This window comes from Paenibacillus sp. LX16 (assembly GCF_036252815.1).
Lineage (GTDB): Bacteria > Bacillota > Bacilli > Paenibacillales > Paenibacillaceae > Paenibacillus > Paenibacillus polymyxa_B.
The window spans coordinates 4,597,662-4,613,288 of sequence record NZ_CP141152.1; the positions used below are offsets into that span (position 1 = coordinate 4,597,662).

Consider the following 15,627-nt stretch of genomic DNA (forward strand, 5'->3'; position numbering starts at 1 on the left):
TTATGGAAATATGACCGATAACAATTGGTCAATCCGGTGACCATACGTGTGCTCCCGCAGGGTTCGTTCCAGAGCACGCAGGGCAATCTCATGGCGCTCTTTTTCATGCGTCAAATAAAACTCAACCTTCTCCAGCAGTTCCTGCTGAGAGCTGTAGGTCTCTATCTCTTCCCCCGGCTTGTAAAAACGAGCCAGATCATCTCTTGTATCTGTCAGTTGCAACGTGCCACTGGCAGAAATTTCAAACGTACGCGGATTGGGCGAAGCCCCCGGAATTTTCAGTGAGTTGTTGTTCACCGAATCATCCTGATGGGAACGATGAAGATTAATTACGATTTTGCTGCCGTTGTACGAATCATTGGTCTCGACCGGAGACATCCAGCGACCCAACTCAATTTTGTCACCATACGACTGATAATCCGGGAGACGATCCCACCAAATTCCGTTGATTTTAATGTTACGAGCCATGAGCTGAGGCATAATCGGATTGAAGAAATAGATGCGGTTCCAGTAAGCTGAGCCTGTAAACCCAATCTCACGTCGTACCGAAGCGGGCGAGCTGAGTGGGTAATAGTGAGTCAGAAATGCTCCAAAGGGCAAATAGTGCACAGACGTGCAGCCTAACTGACGGTACAGCTCCATACAGTTCATTTCTAACGTGAACACATAATCATAATTCGTAACGATTTTGGTCGTCGTGTCGGTGTAATATGGATCGTCCGTTAGCCAGATGGCGGTGGGGATGCCCAACTGACGTACCGCAGTAACCTGCTCCAACGGAAGATCCATCCCATCCAGTGCCAGCATCAGATTCGGACGGAGCTGAGCGGCAATATCTCCTACCGGCTGACGTGGGTCTGTTACGGTAACCTGAGCCGTCATGCTTTGCAACGTGGTAATGACCGCCTCATCCAGCGGAGAATACGGAAGGCCTTTGCCTGAGACGACATACAGTACATGGATTTGTCGAAAAGGGAAAACTGCTTTCATCCGCGCAACAATTGCGTTAGCACGTCCGCGCAGATATCCTTCGTCGTATCCGTCATGCAATCCCGCAGTTCTCCCCTTTTCCCAGGAGGCTGCCGCCGTCTGGTGAACAGCCGGGTCATACGGTCCTGTCGTAGATATCGTCATCACTTTCACTCCTCACTGTTTATGGTGTTTACTTTAGGCCATCGCCTTGTCCAGCAGTTCTTCCATGCGATTGGGGTACGTATGTTTTTGCATAGTTGTGTACAATGCACGCCAGGCCATGCGTTCGCGTTCCCAATCATGCTTGAGATAGTAGTCCAGCTTCACTTTCAGTTCCTCTGCTCCAGAGAAGGTTTCAATGTCATAGCCTGGTCGGTAATAACGGCTCAAATCCTTCCGAATATCCGTCATTTGAAGCGTGCCGCAAGCAGAAATTTCGTATGTCCGAGGATTGATGGACTCCGCTGAAAGCTGGTGTGTATTCCGATTATCCAGTCCGGGGTCTGTCGGGCGATGCATATTGATGACAATTTTGGAGCCGTTATAATATTGAGCTGTCTCTTCCGGCTCCATAAAACCCGGACGGATAAAGCGTTCCAGCACATCCCGCCGGGTCAGCCGATCCCAGTGCCCACCTACGATCAGCACTCTTTTGTCCGCCAAGAAGGGAGCTAGGTGGTCGAACAGCTTCACACGGTTCCAGAAGGCATTTCCAATGAAGCAAATATCATGCTGATGCTCCCGCTCTACCCGCCGGGGATAAAAGATACGAGCTGACGCAGCCAGCGGCAAATAGTGAACCCTCGTTACTCCCTGATCGCGATAAAACGGCAGGCAAGAAATTTCATGCGTAAATACGACATCGTAGGATTGACAGATCAACGCCGTATCCTCCGTAAAGTAAGGATCATCTACAAACCATATGGCCGTCCGAATGCCCAGGGCTCGTATTTGCTGTACCTGCTCCAGATGATCCGCCGGAAAAACATGCAGCCCGTTCATGACCAGCACGAGGTCTGGACGTTGAGCCTCGGCGTCAGCTAGCATCGTAGCAGGCGTACCGATGGCGCATGAGCTGCATATTTGGCCTAATGCCTCTTGCACACCTGTGTCTATAGCTGCGAAACCTTGCGGAATATATAACACTTTCAAATGACGAACAGCAGGCTGTATTGCCACGACCTGTGACAGAGCAGCCGCGCAACCGCCCATTCTGCGTCCTTCCCGATAGCCGCATCGGTACGCTTCGCGTTCATTTCCGCTTTGTTGATCGTTCACATCCTTCACCCTGTCCTGTTGTAGGATAAACTTCTGTCACTCCTAAACTATATGCGGAGGGGTCAAACGCATCATGGACGACTGCCACTGCCCGGACAAAATTGGCGTTTGCCCGTCCAACTGCCGAACCGCAAATAACCCCAAAGCTGTTAGCTTCGGGGGAGAACAGTAATAGATGATTTGCACAGTTTACTGAGCTTTGTAAGCGAGCTGGTGTCCATCTTCATAACCTTTGGCAAAGCCTGAATTGAAACCCTCGTTGTAAGCTGCATCATATCCCTGCTGAAATGCCTGCGGATCATGCTCCAATACCACAGTCCCAGGCTGTGGATTCTCCGCAGAAGGGGCTGCCACCGGGTTAGCTTGAGGTTTAGCTTGAGGTTTTTTCCGCCGCCGCAAATGAGGATGTCTTCTACGTGCAGAATGAAGTCCTCTTTTACGGCGTCTTAGAGCAAGCAGACGTCTTCTTCTCCGTTTTAATCTGCGAATGCTGGAACGCCGGGCATCTTTACGTCTTTTGCGGGCTTTGTCCCGAGTGGCGCGTTCCCACCTTGTACTCATTTTCATTCCTCCTTTGCTTTCTCGTGGTGGCTTCATTTTTCTGAACAGGCACATGGAGCCACGGCTTCGTCGGTTTTCCATATACCTGCCGTCTCAATGGAATACCCGCCAACATTTGCGTGATTTCGCCCTGGTAGTTGCTGAGTATACGAATGGTTTCTTCCAGACGGGTAGCCGACATATCCACATGGGGCGTCAAGTCCGCAAGACTGGTCAGCATCCGGGCAACGGCGTGCTGGCTGGCAGCAATAGACTCCATCATATCCAGCTTGATCTCACGTTCACGCCTCATGCTCATTAGTTCATATCCCCCGAGCCCATTCCTCCCATCATCCCTTCCATGCCGCCACCCTGCTGTTCATCCTGATCCAGCAATGCTTTGAGATTGCTGCAAAGACCAGTCTGAAGCCGCGTTAATCCCTCCAGCATTTCCACCATTTGCTCGTGAATCTCCAAAGGTCGTCCCAACTGCTCTTCATCGGTTTCAAATGCGGAAGGCGCCAGATGGTTCAGCGCCCAATTACGCACTTTTTCTGCTTCGACCGCCTTGGCCTCCAGGATCATAGACACATTCCGCTGCATTTTGGAGGCCGCGTCCAGCATGTGAATCATTGCTTTTTCCCTACTCATGTGTTCACTCCCTGCCCTCGGTTGTTACGTTACTCCTCTTCCGGGTATGCCGTTTCCTTCACGACACGAACGAGCATTTCAGCCATTGCTTCCTGAAGATCGGCAATGCCGTTCAGATAGGCCACAATGCTTTTGTTTACTTGTCCCGAGCTATCGAGAATGCCCGGAATTCCGTCAAAACGCGGCTCCTCATCTGGCAGTTCATGTATGATCTGCGCCATGCGCACAACCACCTGCCGTTCCGCATCCAACAACCTTGACATCTGCTGCTGCGAGTGCGAAATGTGGATCAGCAAATCATCTAACTCGTTATGCATAAGCCCCTCCTTTATGTGCTCCGCCGTGCGGAACGCACGAATTACCTACGGGCTTTCCGCTACTACAGCGTATGCCGCAGCGAGTAGTCGGTTCCGCCTAAAAAAGCCTATTCGATCATCACAAATGCCCTCGCAACACTGGTGGAGCAATAATAGGCTGCTTCTCCGTCAATGCCGACAATTCTTCGGAGGACAAAAATTGAATTGGATAGTCCTCAGCCCGCCAGCTCATCACAGCGTAGAGGGTAAGGAACGGTCTTTTCCAGCCGTTGCCGATTTGGTACAGTTGCCCACCTTCAGCATACAGTAACTCGATCCATCGCTTACGTTGAGCCGGGATATGAAGTGTGGGCAACATGGACATGTTCCCCAGCTCAGGAGCCGCCAGCACAGGTAAAGGTTCCTCTGGCAGCTCAGCTATAGGTGCATCAATGTTGCCGGAAACTGTGGCCTCCGGCTTCCCTACCAAGGGAAGCACCAACAAATCCAGCTGAGACACTCTAACAGGGCACACATTTTCACCTCCCGCAGCACTGACTCCATGCAGATACCGCCTTCTTCCCGGTTCTAACCGAAATACTGCCCCGGACGGTCCCTGAACAACCGCTCCGATGGGATAAAAGCTTGCCGCTGATACGTGTGTTTCCTTACCTATTGATATCTGGCCGTCCGTCTCCGCTGTACTGAATTGCAGGTTGTGGAACAGCTTATCCGCGTCCCCCCACTTTTGTACAAAAAAGGATCGGTTCCGGCTGTTTTCCTCCATTGAACCGCTTTTTTCGGTCGTTTGAGGAAAACCATACACCGTATCCCGATCTCTTTCTTCATAATGGATAAAAGCATCTCCGGCAATTGCCATACGTATCCCCAACAAACGCACACGCAGTAGCCAATCTGCTTGGGCTTCCTCAGTACTGTGGCAGCCTTCGTCCCAGTAGCCCGTTTTTTCCAATGTCTCTCTGCGCAGCAATAAACAAAATCCGGCTAAGCTTTCGGTCTCTCGCCATGCATCCGGATTGGGAATATTGAAGGTCATGGCAAATTGACGTGCTCCATTTTCGTTCATATAAGGAACCTCAATCTGCTGTTCTTTGAATGGACCATTCGTTGCAGCCCCAACAACACCAATACACGGATCGCTGTATAAACACCCTAACAACCGATCCAGCCAGCAGGGGGTCACCATAGAGTTTTGATCCAGTACCACAATAGCTGTACCTTTTGCCATCATCAGCCCCTGATTCAGGCTACCTATCATTTGAACATCTTTTTTTAACAGCGCATAACGCACAGCGATGCTTTTACGGAGCAAATAGGTGGATGTCCCGTCCGTCGATCCGCAGTCCACCACAATAATTTCGTGAGGATGGCTCGTATTCTCCTCAATACGGTGAATGCATGCACGGAGCTGCTGAAGCTGATTGCAGGACGGAATGATAATACTGACACCTTCAAAAACCTTGCCGAACGAAGCCTGGCCGAACCTGTTTCCCTGCTCATGGCCCCTTTTATATCCTGACCAATAGCCTTTCTTTCCGAGCCGCTTGCTGTGTTTCCTTTGCATACTCAGGCGTTTCATGCCGTTCACTCCTCCGGGTGGCATTATGCCTATACTATATGCCTGGCCCGGCCGGATGGTGTTTCGTTGAGATCAGGGTAGAAGTCCTTTCATTTTCACTCCAGCTTCCTGAAGGGAATCGAAGGTTCCTGCGTCGCTCCAATAGCGCCGTAAAATATCATATTCCAGCTTGCCTTCAGCGGCATAACAGTTGTTAACATCCGTGATCTCAAGCTCACCCCGTGCCGAAGGTGTAATTTGCCGGATCTTATCGAACACGGCAGTATCGTACATATAGATACCCGTAACGCAATATTTGGATTGGGGATGCTGCGGCTTTTCTTCAATCCGCGTAATGCTCTCCGGGCGCTCAGGATCAAATACGGGTACCCCGTAACGACGAGCATCTGCCACCTTTTTCAACAACACTCTGGCGCTCCCCGGGGGCTGTTGCTTGAACCGTTCGATCACAGGTCCCAAGTCTTCCTTGAACAAATTATCACCTAACAAAACAGTGAATTTCTCTTCTGCCTGCATATAGCTTTTTGCCAGTTCGAGTGCTTCCGCAATGCCGCCCGCCTTTTCTTGAATCCGGTATGTCAGTTGGACACCATAATCGCTGCCACTGCCCAAAAAATCGGTATACAGTCCGGCCGACTGTTTACCAATAATAATAAGCATATCGGTGATCCCCGCCTGTCGCAGCCTTTCGATACCATATACGATCATGGGATACTTGCCGACCGGAAGCAGATGCTTGTTGAGTAATGTAGTCAACGGATGAAGGCGCGATCCGGTTCCTCCTGCGAGAATAACCCCTTTCATATCTTCCTTCCTCCTTCGACAGCATGTTCAGTGCATACAACCCCAGCGTTTCCAGTTTCGATGAACATTCTGGGATCTATACTCCATTTCTCTATAAACAAACGATAGTTCCGCTCGATCAGCTCTTCCATCCAGGAAGTTTCCGAGCGTGAGAAGCTCGCATTCCCCTCGTGATAGACAAAACAGTCGTTGCACATGAGCAGCTTGTAGCCATGCACGCGTGCGCGTAGACAATAATCGTCATCCTCATAATGTCCGGGGCTGAACCGTTCATCCAGCAATCCGATCCGTTCCATCAGATCGCGCCGGAACAACAAACAAAATCCGACCAACCGCTTGACCTCCTGCCATCTGGAGGGATTACTTGCATTATTCTGCTCCGCATATCTCAGACAACTGGCCAAATCTCCTTCTAATCCGTGTATCTGCTGAATACCGCTGACATAATTCGTCACCGGTCCCACCAATCCCACTATGCTTTCGCTCTGCAATGCAGCCAACATATTCGATAGCCATCCCCGCGTAACCGTCACATCATTGTTTAAAATAACGAACTGATCACCCGAAGCCAGCCGGAGCCCCATATTACATGCTGCTGGAAAGCCCCTGTTTTCAGGAAGACGTATGCTGATCAGCCGCTCGGATGCGCAAAAATCATCCGTTCCGTCATTCGAAGCGTTGTCCACAACAATGATTTCATACGGTACATCTATCGTATGTGTCCGAATCGCCTCAATACACGGCTTTAACAGATGCAGGCCGTTATAAGTCGGAATAATGATGCTCGTCAGACTCATTGTGCATTCCTCCCTTTGGCAACGTCTACCCGTGTTGGAACAGGCCCGAGCGGGGAATACCCGGCTACCTGAAACACCGCCGTCAGTGCCTCTGCATGATCACCGACGATCAACTGTTCCATAGCGTTCCCTTTGCCAACATTGAAGGTCCGCTTACGGTTCGTTTTAATGACATCGACAGCATGTACTGCCGCCACGATCATGCCATACAGAATTGCCATGGCGTGGGCTTTTGGCGGTACGGCAAGCACGGCTGAGCCAAGCTGATCCAATAAACGCCGAGATAATGCATGCGGTACGGCGGTCAATGAGCTTGCTCCCAGATCCGGCCTGCGCAGTACGCGATTCAGAAATGCTTTGCACCGTGTCACGCTGTCCTGCTGGGCATAGGGCGGCAAATGTCTGCCTAGATCATTAAGCGCAACATCCGTTCCCTGATCCACCGCGTGGAGAAAAGGCAGCAAATCAGATGCTGGAATCGGCAAATCTCCGTCCACGAACAGCACAATATCAGCCTGCGTCATACGCGCGCCTACTGCACGGCCAACATCATGCCCCAGTCGATCCGGCACGTTGACGAGAGTCACACTGGGATGATGTTTGGCTACGGTGGAGCGTGTGCCGTCCGTGCAGCCGTTCAATACGACAATGATATCCGTAAGCGGAAGTTTTTCCAGCTCGGCCAGTACCCGGTCAATCGTTGACTCTTCATTACAGGCGCTGACCACGGCCGCTGCCGTTCCCTGTAATACAATCTCTCCCGGAACTTCGCGTTCCACAGGCGGAGTCACTTCGTTCATTCCTTTCGCCCGAGGTGTGGGCTTTCTCACCCTACGGCTATGCATTGAAGTCGTCGTTCCTCGTTTTCGCTGAACACGTCTGATCCCCCAGCCCGGTTCTTCACGCTTCCCTCTGCGATACGGTCTACTCATAGTTTCACCTCGTCTCTGATCCGTTTGCGCCCCAAATCCGTATATCCCGCACGCGTTCCCAGACGCGATGTAAGCCAGGCAATGGCATCCAGATGATCCTGAACAATTACACCTGCCAGCGGGTCCTTGCCGTTCTGTTTTTTACGTGTCGCATTTATTTTACCGACAGCTATTCCATATACAGTCACCACTCGTAACTCGGAGACGATGGACATAGCTTGAAATAAAGGAGGTTTCTCCAGGGGCTTTAGACCTATTTTTTTTAGAGCCTTTTGACTTATGGCGTGTGGAATGCCAGTCATAGATGCTCCCCCTAAATCAGCACGATTCGACAAGATATTCAATACGTGCTTTGCCTCCACTACAGGATGTACGGGCGTACGATTCACAGGTCCATGGTAATCATTCAGCACCACATCTGCCCCTGCGCATATGGCGTGTATAAACGGCCGGAGTCTAACGCAGGGAATGACGATATCCCCATCCAGGAAAAGCAGGATCTGTCCGGATGCCGCCTCCGCTCCAATACGACGGCCAACATCATGTCCGAGCGGTTCCGGGAAAGAAAGTACACGAGCTCCCGCCGCTGCTGCCACCTTCGCCGTTCTATCGTGTGATCCGTTCTCAACGACGATAACCTCTGTATGTGGATGGACACGGCGCGCTTCGCGAATCACAGCTCCGATTGTTTTTTGCTCATTCATGGCCGGGATAATGACAGATACGAAAAACTTTCCCACTGATGACGGTTCAGATGGTCGCTCTTCCCCGATCTGTGCCCCTCTCTCCGTGCCGAGTGCCTCCCTCATGGCAGGGGCTACCGGATTCTTATGCATGTTCGGCATTCGTAACGGCAGCCACATCTTAGAATGATAGTAAGCGCCCGAATGCCGCCTCCGTTTGATCTTGTATCCAGCTCTTCCCTGCTTCTTCATGCTCCCGTCTCACCTCCCTTCCTGCTGTATAGATGGACAGCATGATTAGGACAGTTCAACATAACCTATGCGGTCCAAAAGCCGTGTGTAACGGCAATCGTGGAGTCTTTTCGACACAACAATTTTCGACTTTATTTTACAAAACTTATTAATCCTATTAAATAAATGAGTTATTAGGGTCTAAAGAATCATTTTGGATAAATTTGTGACATAGATCTTCTCGTCCGTCATTCTCTGTGCTAATATCAGAGCCAGATGATGGGAGTTCAAAAAATCAACATTTGTTATTTTTGCATAAGGCAACATTTTTCCATTATCCACCATTATTCTATTTTCTTTATATACGACAGGAAAGGAGGAGTTTGTCACCTTTTTAGGCTACATGCTTCATATTGCAGTACCCTCTTTTCACGTACGCTTCATGAAAAACACTTCGGTATTTCTCTTCATGTTCCATTTTCTTCTATTCCAGACGACAACACGACCTACATAAATGGCGCAATGCCTTATTCAAGACAGGATGATTCATCCTGAAAATTAATCAAGGAGAGTGAATTTTTAATGAAAAAAGTATGGGTTTCGCTTCTTGGAGGAGCTATGTTATTAGGGTCTGTCGCGTCTGGTGCATCAGCGGAGAGTTCCGTTTCGGGGCCAACTCAGCTTACACCGACCTTTCACGCCGAGCAATGGAAAGCCCCTTCCTCGGTATCCGGGGACGACATTGTATGGAGCTATTTGAATCGGCAAAAGAAATCGTTACTGGGTGCGGACAACTCTAGTGTACGTGAACAATTCCGAATCGTTGATCGCACAAGCGACAAGTCCGGTGTAAGCCATTATCGGCTGAAACAGTATGTAAACGGGATTCCCGTATATGGAGCTGAACAGACTATTCATGTGGGCAAATCTGGTGAGGTCACCTCTTACTTAGGAGCGGTGGTTACTGAGGATCAGCAAGCTGAAGCTACGCAAGGTACAACTCCAAAAATCAGCGCCTCTGAAGCAGTCTACACTGCATATAAAGAAGCAGCTGCACGGATTGAAGCCCTCCCTACCTCCGACGATACGATTTCTAAAGATGTTGAGGAACAAAGCAGTGTAAGCAAAGACACTTACGCCGAAGCAGCTAACAACGAAAAAACGCTATCTACTGATAAGGACGAGTTGAGTCTTGATAAAGCATCTGCCCTGAAAGATAGCAAAATTGAGGCGGTGGAGACAGAAAAAAGTTCCATTGCCAAAATCGCTAATCTGCAGCCAGAAGTAGATCCTAAAGCCGATCTGTACTTCTATCCAAAAGGGGATGACCTGCAGCTGGTTTATGTAACAGAAGTCAATGTTTTAGAACCTGCCCCACTGCGTACTCGCTACATTATTGATGCCAATGATGGCAGCATCGTATTCCAGTATGACATCATTAATGAAGCGACAGGCACAGGTAAAGGTGTGCTTGGTGATAGCAAATCATTCACCACGACGGCTTCCGGTAGTAGCTACCAGTTAAAAGATACAACACGAGGTAATGGTATTGTGACCTACACGGCCTCCAACCGTCAAAGCATCCCAGGTACTCTTCTGACCGATGCCGATAATGTATGGAATGATCCAGCCGGCGTGGATGCCCATGCATATGCTGCCAAAACATATGATTACTATAAGTCCAAATTCGGACGCAACAGCATTGACGGACGCGGGCTGCAACTCCGTTCGACAGTCCATTACGGTAGCCGCTACAACAACGCCTTCTGGAATGGCTCCCAAATGACTTATGGAGATGGGGACGGTAGCACATTTATCGCATTCAGTGGGGACCCCGATGTGGTAGGTCATGAACTTACGCACGGTGTCACAGAGTATACTTCGAATTTGGAATATTACGGAGAGTCCGGTGCATTAAATGAGGCTTTCTCGGACGTCATCGGCAATGACATTCAGCGTAAAAACTGGCTTGTAGGCGATGATATTTATACGCCAAACATTGCAGGCGATGCCCTTCGCTCTATGTCCAATCCTACGCTGTATGATCAACCAGATCACTATTCCGACTTGTATACAGGCAGCTCCGATAACGGTGGCGTTCATACGAACAGCGGCATTATCAATAAAGCCTACTATCTATTGGCACAAGGTGGTACTTTCCATGGGGTAGCTGTAAATGGAATTGGCCGCGATGCAGCGGTCCAAATTTACTATAGTGCCTTTACGAACTACCTGACTTCTTCTTCTGACTTCTCCAACGCACGCGCTGCTGTGATCCAAGCGGCAAAAGATCTGTACGGTGCGAACTCGGCACAAGCAACTGCAGCTGCCAAATCTTTTGACGCTGTAGGCGTAAATTAAATCATATACACTATAATCCTCATATCCCGTCCATAGACCTTTGCCGTTGTGTTGTTACTTTGGCCCTGGCTCATACAATGGACGAAAAAATAGGGGTGCAGTGTACAAGTCTGCGCCCCTTCCCCCCTTATTTATGGCGTCCCCTCTAAGGGGCGCCCTTTTCTTGTTCATTGATTCCCTCCGATCATTTTCGACTAAATAAGACAAATAAACAGTAAATCAGGGACTAAAGATTCATTTTGGAGTATTTTGTAAAATTAATCTTCTCGTTCGACAACCTCTGTGCTAATATCAGAGCCGAGACGATGAAATTGCAAAAAAAATAAACCTTGATATTTTACATAAGGTCATTTTTATCCAGCCTCTTCACGTTTCAAAGGAGCAACAAGACTTACATATATGACGCTAGACTTCTTCAAACAGGGTGTTTTTTACCCCAAAATTAACTAGGGAGAGTGAGTATGAATTGAAGAAAGTATGGGTTTCACTTCTAGGAGGAGCTATGTTATTAGGATCTATAGCGCCCGGGGCCTCCGCAGCTGAAAATTCTGTTCCCGATCCGACTCAGTTTACACCAACATTCCAAACGGTGAACTGGAAGTCTCCTTCAACGGTAACAGGCGACAATCTGGTCTGGAGCTTTTTAAATCGACAACAAAAAACATTATTGAGTCTGGACGATACCCACATCGGTTCCCATGTGCGCGAGCAATTTCGTATCGTGGATCGCACCAGTGACAAATTTGGTACAAAGCATTATCGGTTAAAACAATATGTAAACGGAATTCCCGTATTTGGAGCCGAACAGACCATCCATGTGAACAAGTCTGGCCAAATCACCTCTTATTTGGGAGCGGTCATTTCAGAAGATCAACAAGCCGATGCCAAAGAAAATACAACTCCAAAAATCAGTGCTACTGAGGCTGTATATACCGCATATGAAGATGCAGCTATACGGGTTCAATCTCTCTCTTCCTCCGTCCAAATCGTTCCTGAACCTTACGAGGATACAAGTAGTGTAAGTAAAGACACTTACGAAAAGGCATCTAACAATGAATTATCAATCTCCGTTGATAAGGACTCCTTGGATTTGGATAAAGCAGCTGAACTGGAGAACAGTAAATTGGAAGTGGTAGAGCCTGCATCCTCTATTTCCAAGATTGCCAATCTGGAACCAAGTGTAGACCCTAAAGCAGAACTGTACATCTATCCCGATGGAGACTCAACACGTCTCGTCTATGTAACCGAAGTTAATACTTTACAGCCCACTCTGCTGCGCACACGTTACTTTATTGACGCTAATGATGGAAAAATCGTATTCAAGTATGACATTCTTAACGAAGTGATCGGCACAGGGCGCGGTGTATTCGGTGATACCAAAACATTTGAAACCACAGCTTCGGGCAAGAAGTATCAACTAAAAGATACGACTCGTGGTAAAGGAATCCTAACTTATAACGTCCACAACACCGAGACGCTCCCCGGCACCCTGTATACAGATTCCGATAATGTATGGGAAGATCCGGCTGCGGTGGATGCCCACGCTTACGCTATCCGCACTTACGATTATTACAAGGATAGATTTGGACGCGACAGCATTGACGGGCATGGCATGGCCATCGCTTCGGCAGTCCATTACGGCGCAAAGAACTACAATAATGCCCACTGGGGTGGCACTCACATGCTTTACGGAGACGGAGACGGCACGTTATTTGCCCCTTTTAGCAGCGATCTTGAAATTGTTGCCCATGAGCTGACACACGGTGTGACCGAGCATTCATCAGGGCTCGTGTATTTCGCTGAATCTGGTGCATTAAGTGAAGCCATCTCAGATATTATAGGCAACGACATTGATCGCACCAATTGGGATTTCGGCAAAGTCGCTTATACCCCTAATATTAAGGGCGATGCCATTCGCTCCCTTTCCGATCCTGTCAAATACGGTCAAGTCGATCACTACAGCAATCTCTATCCTGATCCTAACAACGAGGATTATGGTGGAGCCCATATTAATAGCGGTATTATTAATAAAGCCTACTATCTACTGGCACAAGGAGGCACTTTCCATGGTGTCAAGGTAGATGGAATCGGACGTGATGCAGCCGTATATATTTATTATAATGCCTTCACCAATTATCTGACTTCCACGTCTAACTTCTCCACCGCGCGTGCTGCTGTTATCCAAACGGCCAAAGATAGTTATGGTGAAAATTCAATAGCCGTAACCTCTGCTATTAAGTCTTTTGATGCCGTAGGTGTGAAATAAGTGAAATAATATAAACTTCCCCGATATTACAAGTCTACCCCCTTCTCTCTTATGTATACGGCGTCCCACTAGGGGACGCCTTTTTTCTAGTATAAAGTTGATTATGGGCAATTATATTTCCGGCTTCTTATTATTGCCCCATCGCAATCCAAAGGACCAACCCTTCACATAGCGGACCTGAGTGTATGCGTTCCACAGTAAGTACTGCTGAATACCTCTGACGTTGTGTGACGGATACCATCACTCCCGGTATACTGGCATTGGCTGTGATTACATACTGTGTACCTACAAAAGGTTTCTCAAATACAACGCTCACTTCACCCCTATCCGCTTGTGCGGGGAGGTGAAAAGAAATGCTCCCATATTGAGGTGAAGCTATATGATCGTCAGAAGCCTCGTCACTGGTCGCTGATCCGTCGCGAATGGCATTCAAGTCTAATTCTTTCTCCGTATCGAAAGCTAGATCGATATCTTGCTCAGGCAAGACCACGCGCTGCTTTGGGCGGTGTCTTCCTTCCGCAATGTGAATACTGGTTATGGAACAATCCAGTAATGAATCTTGCTCTGCCTGATCTTCCGTCGTAATAGACGGTTTATCGTTATCCATCCTGCATTCCGTATCTGACTCAGGCACAGACAACAGCAGTACAGATGCTCGATTCATCTGCATCGCTTCCTCTAGCGTTTTTGGAAGCTTATGCTTCTTCCATGCCGCTTCCTCTACAGCTTGAACCGAGGTATCCTTCTCTACAGGGGCAGGTACCGTTGCCGTCCCGCGTTGGTTCGGTCTATGACTGCCGGAAGTCGAAGCCGCTTTCTCCTTGTTAACACGGGGGGAGGGAACCGCATGGGAAAGGTTACGCCGTGCTGTTCTTTTATCCTTAGGGCTATGGTTCGTACGATGGTTCATGATGACCGCTCCTTTGGCACAGGAGTGAACCAGCGGTCGCTCCGCTTCATTCACCCGGCTGGGAATCATGGCTAATGCCTATAAGATAGCCTATGCGCGTAACAGCGCCTACGTCACTCCGTTACGCAGTCCGTTATGATTTGTGCCCAGCGTTGTGCTGAGTGCTGCCATAAAAATCGTCTCCGTACCTCGCCAAGTCCGGCTTCTCCCATCCGTCGTCGCAAGCCAGGTTGCTGGAGCAGCCTGATGATGGCATCGGCCATTTCCTGCTCACCGTGAGACGGATACACAAGCCAGCCTGTCTCGCCGTGTTGTACAACCTCTGGAATACCGCCGATTCGTGAAGCGACCACAGGCACTCCTGCCGCCATGGCTTCCAGATTGACCAGCCCGAAGGCCTCATCCTTGACTGAAGGAACAACGGTCACATCGGCTAGCTGATATAGCGAGGCCAATGCTGGATGCGGAACATAGTCCAGGAATTGCACATGCTTTCCCAACCTTAGTTTACGCATCTGCCGATGCAACGACGCCGTGTACGGCGTGAGGCGGTCATGCCCGTAATAGGCACTACCTGCAATGAGCAGCAGTACGTCCGGGCAGGCGCGGACGACATGCCGCAGGGCCTTGAGCAGCCGGTGAACGCCCTTCCCTGGCATCAGTCTGCCCGCGAATAACACGATTTGGCGGCCTGACCAGCCGAAATCGTCTAATCGCGCCGATCTGGCCGCTTCTGCTGCTGGAGTCCACCTTGGCAGGAAATCGCCGGGATGGATACCCAGCTTGTTTATGACGATGCGTTCCCTGACCGCGTCGGGACAGTCAGAAGCTACGATTGCCCCTAAATACGCACTATTCACGATAATGCGATCCATCGAGGCCAGCAGCCTACCCATGTCCTCCCGTTTGAGGTGGGGCTCTCGGATGAACGTGGTCGAATGCAAAGTCAGCACAATTCGGCTATCGGGCAAAGCCTCGCGAATGGCATACGCAACTGCCGGGCGGTTGTGTACATCTACTACCGCTGGTAACCATCTCTTTAAATCAGCAATCACCTCAGAAATATAGCCTGCTCCCCGCTTATAACGCATGCAGGGAATTCCGTCGACATCGCCATGATCCGGTGCCTCTGCTCCCTTTATGCCATAGATCTGCGCTTGAAGCTCATGACTAGCCAGCGGTACCATGCGGGCAATTACCCGCTCCACAGAACTGCTGCGGGGCGAAGGTATAACAAAGGAGCCCGGTGTAACGACTGCTACCTTCGGCCTCTGCATCACCTCACCTACTTTCTGACCTTATTCCA

At 49.4% G+C, this 15,627-nt stretch carries 15 protein-coding genes; 2 read left to right on the forward strand and 13 right to left on the reverse strand.

The window, feature by feature from the left end:
* The 11 genes from T3H97_RS20575 to T3H97_RS20625 all read right to left on the reverse strand — a co-directional run bounded on the left by T3H97_RS20575 (position 1) and on the right by T3H97_RS20625 (position 8,805).
* On the reverse strand, positions 1-1,134 hold the full coding sequence (locus T3H97_RS20575; RefSeq protein ID WP_250240227.1) for a CgeB family protein: 1,134 nt from the start codon (positions 1,132-1,134) through the stop codon (positions 1-3).
* Between the two features lie 33 nt (positions 1,135-1,167).
* Positions 1,168-2,259: a CgeB family protein gene (locus tag T3H97_RS20580; protein ID WP_328800740.1), complete on the reverse strand. Its 1,092-nt coding sequence runs from the start codon at positions 2,257-2,259 to the stop codon at positions 1,168-1,170.
* A 180-nt stretch (positions 2,260-2,439) separates the two neighbouring features.
* Positions 2,440-2,811 carry a FliH/SctL family protein gene (locus T3H97_RS20585; RefSeq protein ID WP_328800741.1) on the reverse strand — a complete coding sequence of 124 codons (372 nt, stop codon included), beginning with the start codon at positions 2,809-2,811 and terminating at the stop codon, positions 2,440-2,442.
* On the reverse strand, positions 2,759-3,109 hold the full coding sequence (locus T3H97_RS20590) for a hypothetical protein (RefSeq protein WP_328800742.1): 351 nt from the start codon (positions 3,107-3,109) through the stop codon (positions 2,759-2,761). The genes T3H97_RS20585 and T3H97_RS20590 overlap by 53 nt, the downstream gene beginning before the upstream one ends.
* Positions 3,109-3,441 (reverse strand): alpha-helical endospore appendage domain-containing protein, encoded by a 333-nt coding sequence (locus T3H97_RS20595; RefSeq protein ID WP_328800743.1) that lies wholly within the window; start codon positions 3,439-3,441, stop codon positions 3,109-3,111. The genes T3H97_RS20590 and T3H97_RS20595 overlap by 1 nt, the downstream gene beginning before the upstream one ends.
* A 29-nt stretch (positions 3,442-3,470) precedes the next feature.
* A complete protein-coding gene (locus tag T3H97_RS20600; protein ID WP_013311765.1) occupies positions 3,471-3,758 on the reverse strand; it encodes a hypothetical protein in 288 nt (95 codons plus the stop codon).
* 118 nt (positions 3,759-3,876) lie between these two features.
* Complete coding sequence (locus tag T3H97_RS20605) at positions 3,877-5,337, reverse strand: glycosyltransferase family 2 protein (RefSeq protein ID WP_328800744.1); 1,461 nt, start codon at positions 5,335-5,337, stop codon at positions 3,877-3,879.
* A gap of 72 nt (positions 5,338-5,409) precedes the next feature.
* Positions 5,410-6,141, reverse strand: a complete 732-nt coding sequence (locus tag T3H97_RS20610) for a sugar phosphate nucleotidyltransferase (RefSeq protein ID WP_328800745.1) — start codon at positions 6,139-6,141, stop codon at positions 5,410-5,412.
* Positions 6,138-6,938: a glycosyltransferase family 2 protein gene (locus T3H97_RS20615; protein WP_328800746.1), complete on the reverse strand. Its 801-nt coding sequence runs from the start codon at positions 6,936-6,938 to the stop codon at positions 6,138-6,140. Before T3H97_RS20615 ends, T3H97_RS20610 begins: the two co-directional genes overlap by 4 nt.
* Complete coding sequence (locus tag T3H97_RS20620) at positions 6,935-7,870, reverse strand: glycosyltransferase family 2 protein (protein ID WP_328800747.1); 936 nt, start codon at positions 7,868-7,870, stop codon at positions 6,935-6,937. The genes T3H97_RS20615 and T3H97_RS20620 overlap by 4 nt, the downstream gene beginning before the upstream one ends.
* A complete protein-coding gene (locus T3H97_RS20625) occupies positions 7,867-8,805 on the reverse strand; it encodes a glycosyltransferase family 2 protein (protein ID WP_328800748.1) in 939 nt (312 codons plus the stop codon). The genes T3H97_RS20620 and T3H97_RS20625 overlap by 4 nt, the downstream gene beginning before the upstream one ends.
* A 561-nt stretch (positions 8,806-9,366) precedes the next feature.
* Here T3H97_RS20625 and T3H97_RS20630 point away from each other — a divergent pair.
* Together T3H97_RS20630 and T3H97_RS20635 are read left to right on the forward strand one after the other, a co-directional pair.
* Positions 9,367-11,145: a M4 family metallopeptidase gene (locus T3H97_RS20630; protein WP_328800749.1), complete on the forward strand. Its 1,779-nt coding sequence runs from the start codon at positions 9,367-9,369 to the stop codon at positions 11,143-11,145.
* Positions 11,146-11,611: 466 nt separating this feature from the next.
* Positions 11,612-13,411 carry a M4 family metallopeptidase gene (locus tag T3H97_RS20635; RefSeq protein ID WP_328800750.1) on the forward strand — a complete coding sequence of 600 codons (1,800 nt, stop codon included), beginning with the start codon at positions 11,612-11,614 and terminating at the stop codon, positions 13,409-13,411.
* 130 nt (positions 13,412-13,541) lie between these two features.
* On the opposite strand, the gene T3H97_RS20640 is transcribed toward T3H97_RS20635, so the two are convergent.
* Positions 13,542-14,321: a WIAG-tail domain gene (locus T3H97_RS20640; RefSeq protein ID WP_328800751.1), complete on the reverse strand. Its 780-nt coding sequence runs from the start codon at positions 14,319-14,321 to the stop codon at positions 13,542-13,544.
* 113 nt (positions 14,322-14,434) lie between these two features.
* The gene (locus T3H97_RS20645) at positions 14,435-15,598 is read right to left on the reverse strand and encodes a glycosyltransferase family 4 protein (RefSeq protein ID WP_328800752.1); all 1,164 of its coding nucleotides are present in this window, start codon (positions 15,596-15,598) and stop codon (positions 14,435-14,437) included.
* Positions 15,599-15,627: the final 29 nt, after the last annotated feature.

Excerpts from the sequence above, each read along its gene's own strand:
- T3H97_RS20575 (WP_250240227.1), bottom strand. The coding sequence starts at position 1,134 with ATGACGATATCTACGACAGGACCGTATGACCCGGCTGTTCACCAGACG.
- T3H97_RS20585 (WP_328800741.1), bottom strand. The coding sequence starts at position 2,811 with ATGAGTACAAGGTGGGAACGCGCCACTCGGGACAAAGCCCGCAAAAGA.
- T3H97_RS20590 (WP_328800742.1), bottom strand. The coding sequence starts at position 3,109 with ATGAGCATGAGGCGTGAACGTGAGATCAAGCTGGATATGATGGAGTCT.
- T3H97_RS20595 (WP_328800743.1), bottom strand. The coding sequence starts at position 3,441 with ATGAGTAGGGAAAAAGCAATGATTCACATGCTGGACGCGGCCTCCAAA.
- T3H97_RS20600 (WP_013311765.1), bottom strand. The coding sequence starts at position 3,758 with ATGCATAACGAGTTAGATGATTTGCTGATCCACATTTCGCACTCGCAG.
- T3H97_RS20605 (WP_328800744.1), bottom strand. The coding sequence starts at position 5,337 with ATGAAACGCCTGAGTATGCAAAGGAAACACAGCAAGCGGCTCGGAAAG.
- T3H97_RS20610 (WP_328800745.1), bottom strand. The coding sequence starts at position 6,141 with ATGAAAGGGGTTATTCTCGCAGGAGGAACCGGATCGCGCCTTCATCCG.
- T3H97_RS20615 (WP_328800746.1), bottom strand. The coding sequence starts at position 6,938 with ATGAGTCTGACGAGCATCATTATTCCGACTTATAACGGCCTGCATCTG.
- T3H97_RS20620 (WP_328800747.1), bottom strand. The coding sequence starts at position 7,870 with ATGAGTAGACCGTATCGCAGAGGGAAGCGTGAAGAACCGGGCTGGGGG.
- T3H97_RS20625 (WP_328800748.1), bottom strand. The coding sequence starts at position 8,805 with ATGAAGAAGCAGGGAAGAGCTGGATACAAGATCAAACGGAGGCGGCAT.
- T3H97_RS20630 (WP_328800749.1), top strand. The coding sequence starts at position 9,367 with ATGAAAAAAGTATGGGTTTCGCTTCTTGGAGGAGCTATGTTATTAGGG.
- T3H97_RS20640 (WP_328800751.1), bottom strand. The coding sequence starts at position 14,321 with ATGAACCATCGTACGAACCATAGCCCTAAGGATAAAAGAACAGCACGG.
- T3H97_RS20645 (WP_328800752.1), bottom strand. The coding sequence starts at position 15,598 with ATGCAGAGGCCGAAGGTAGCAGTCGTTACACCGGGCTCCTTTGTTATA.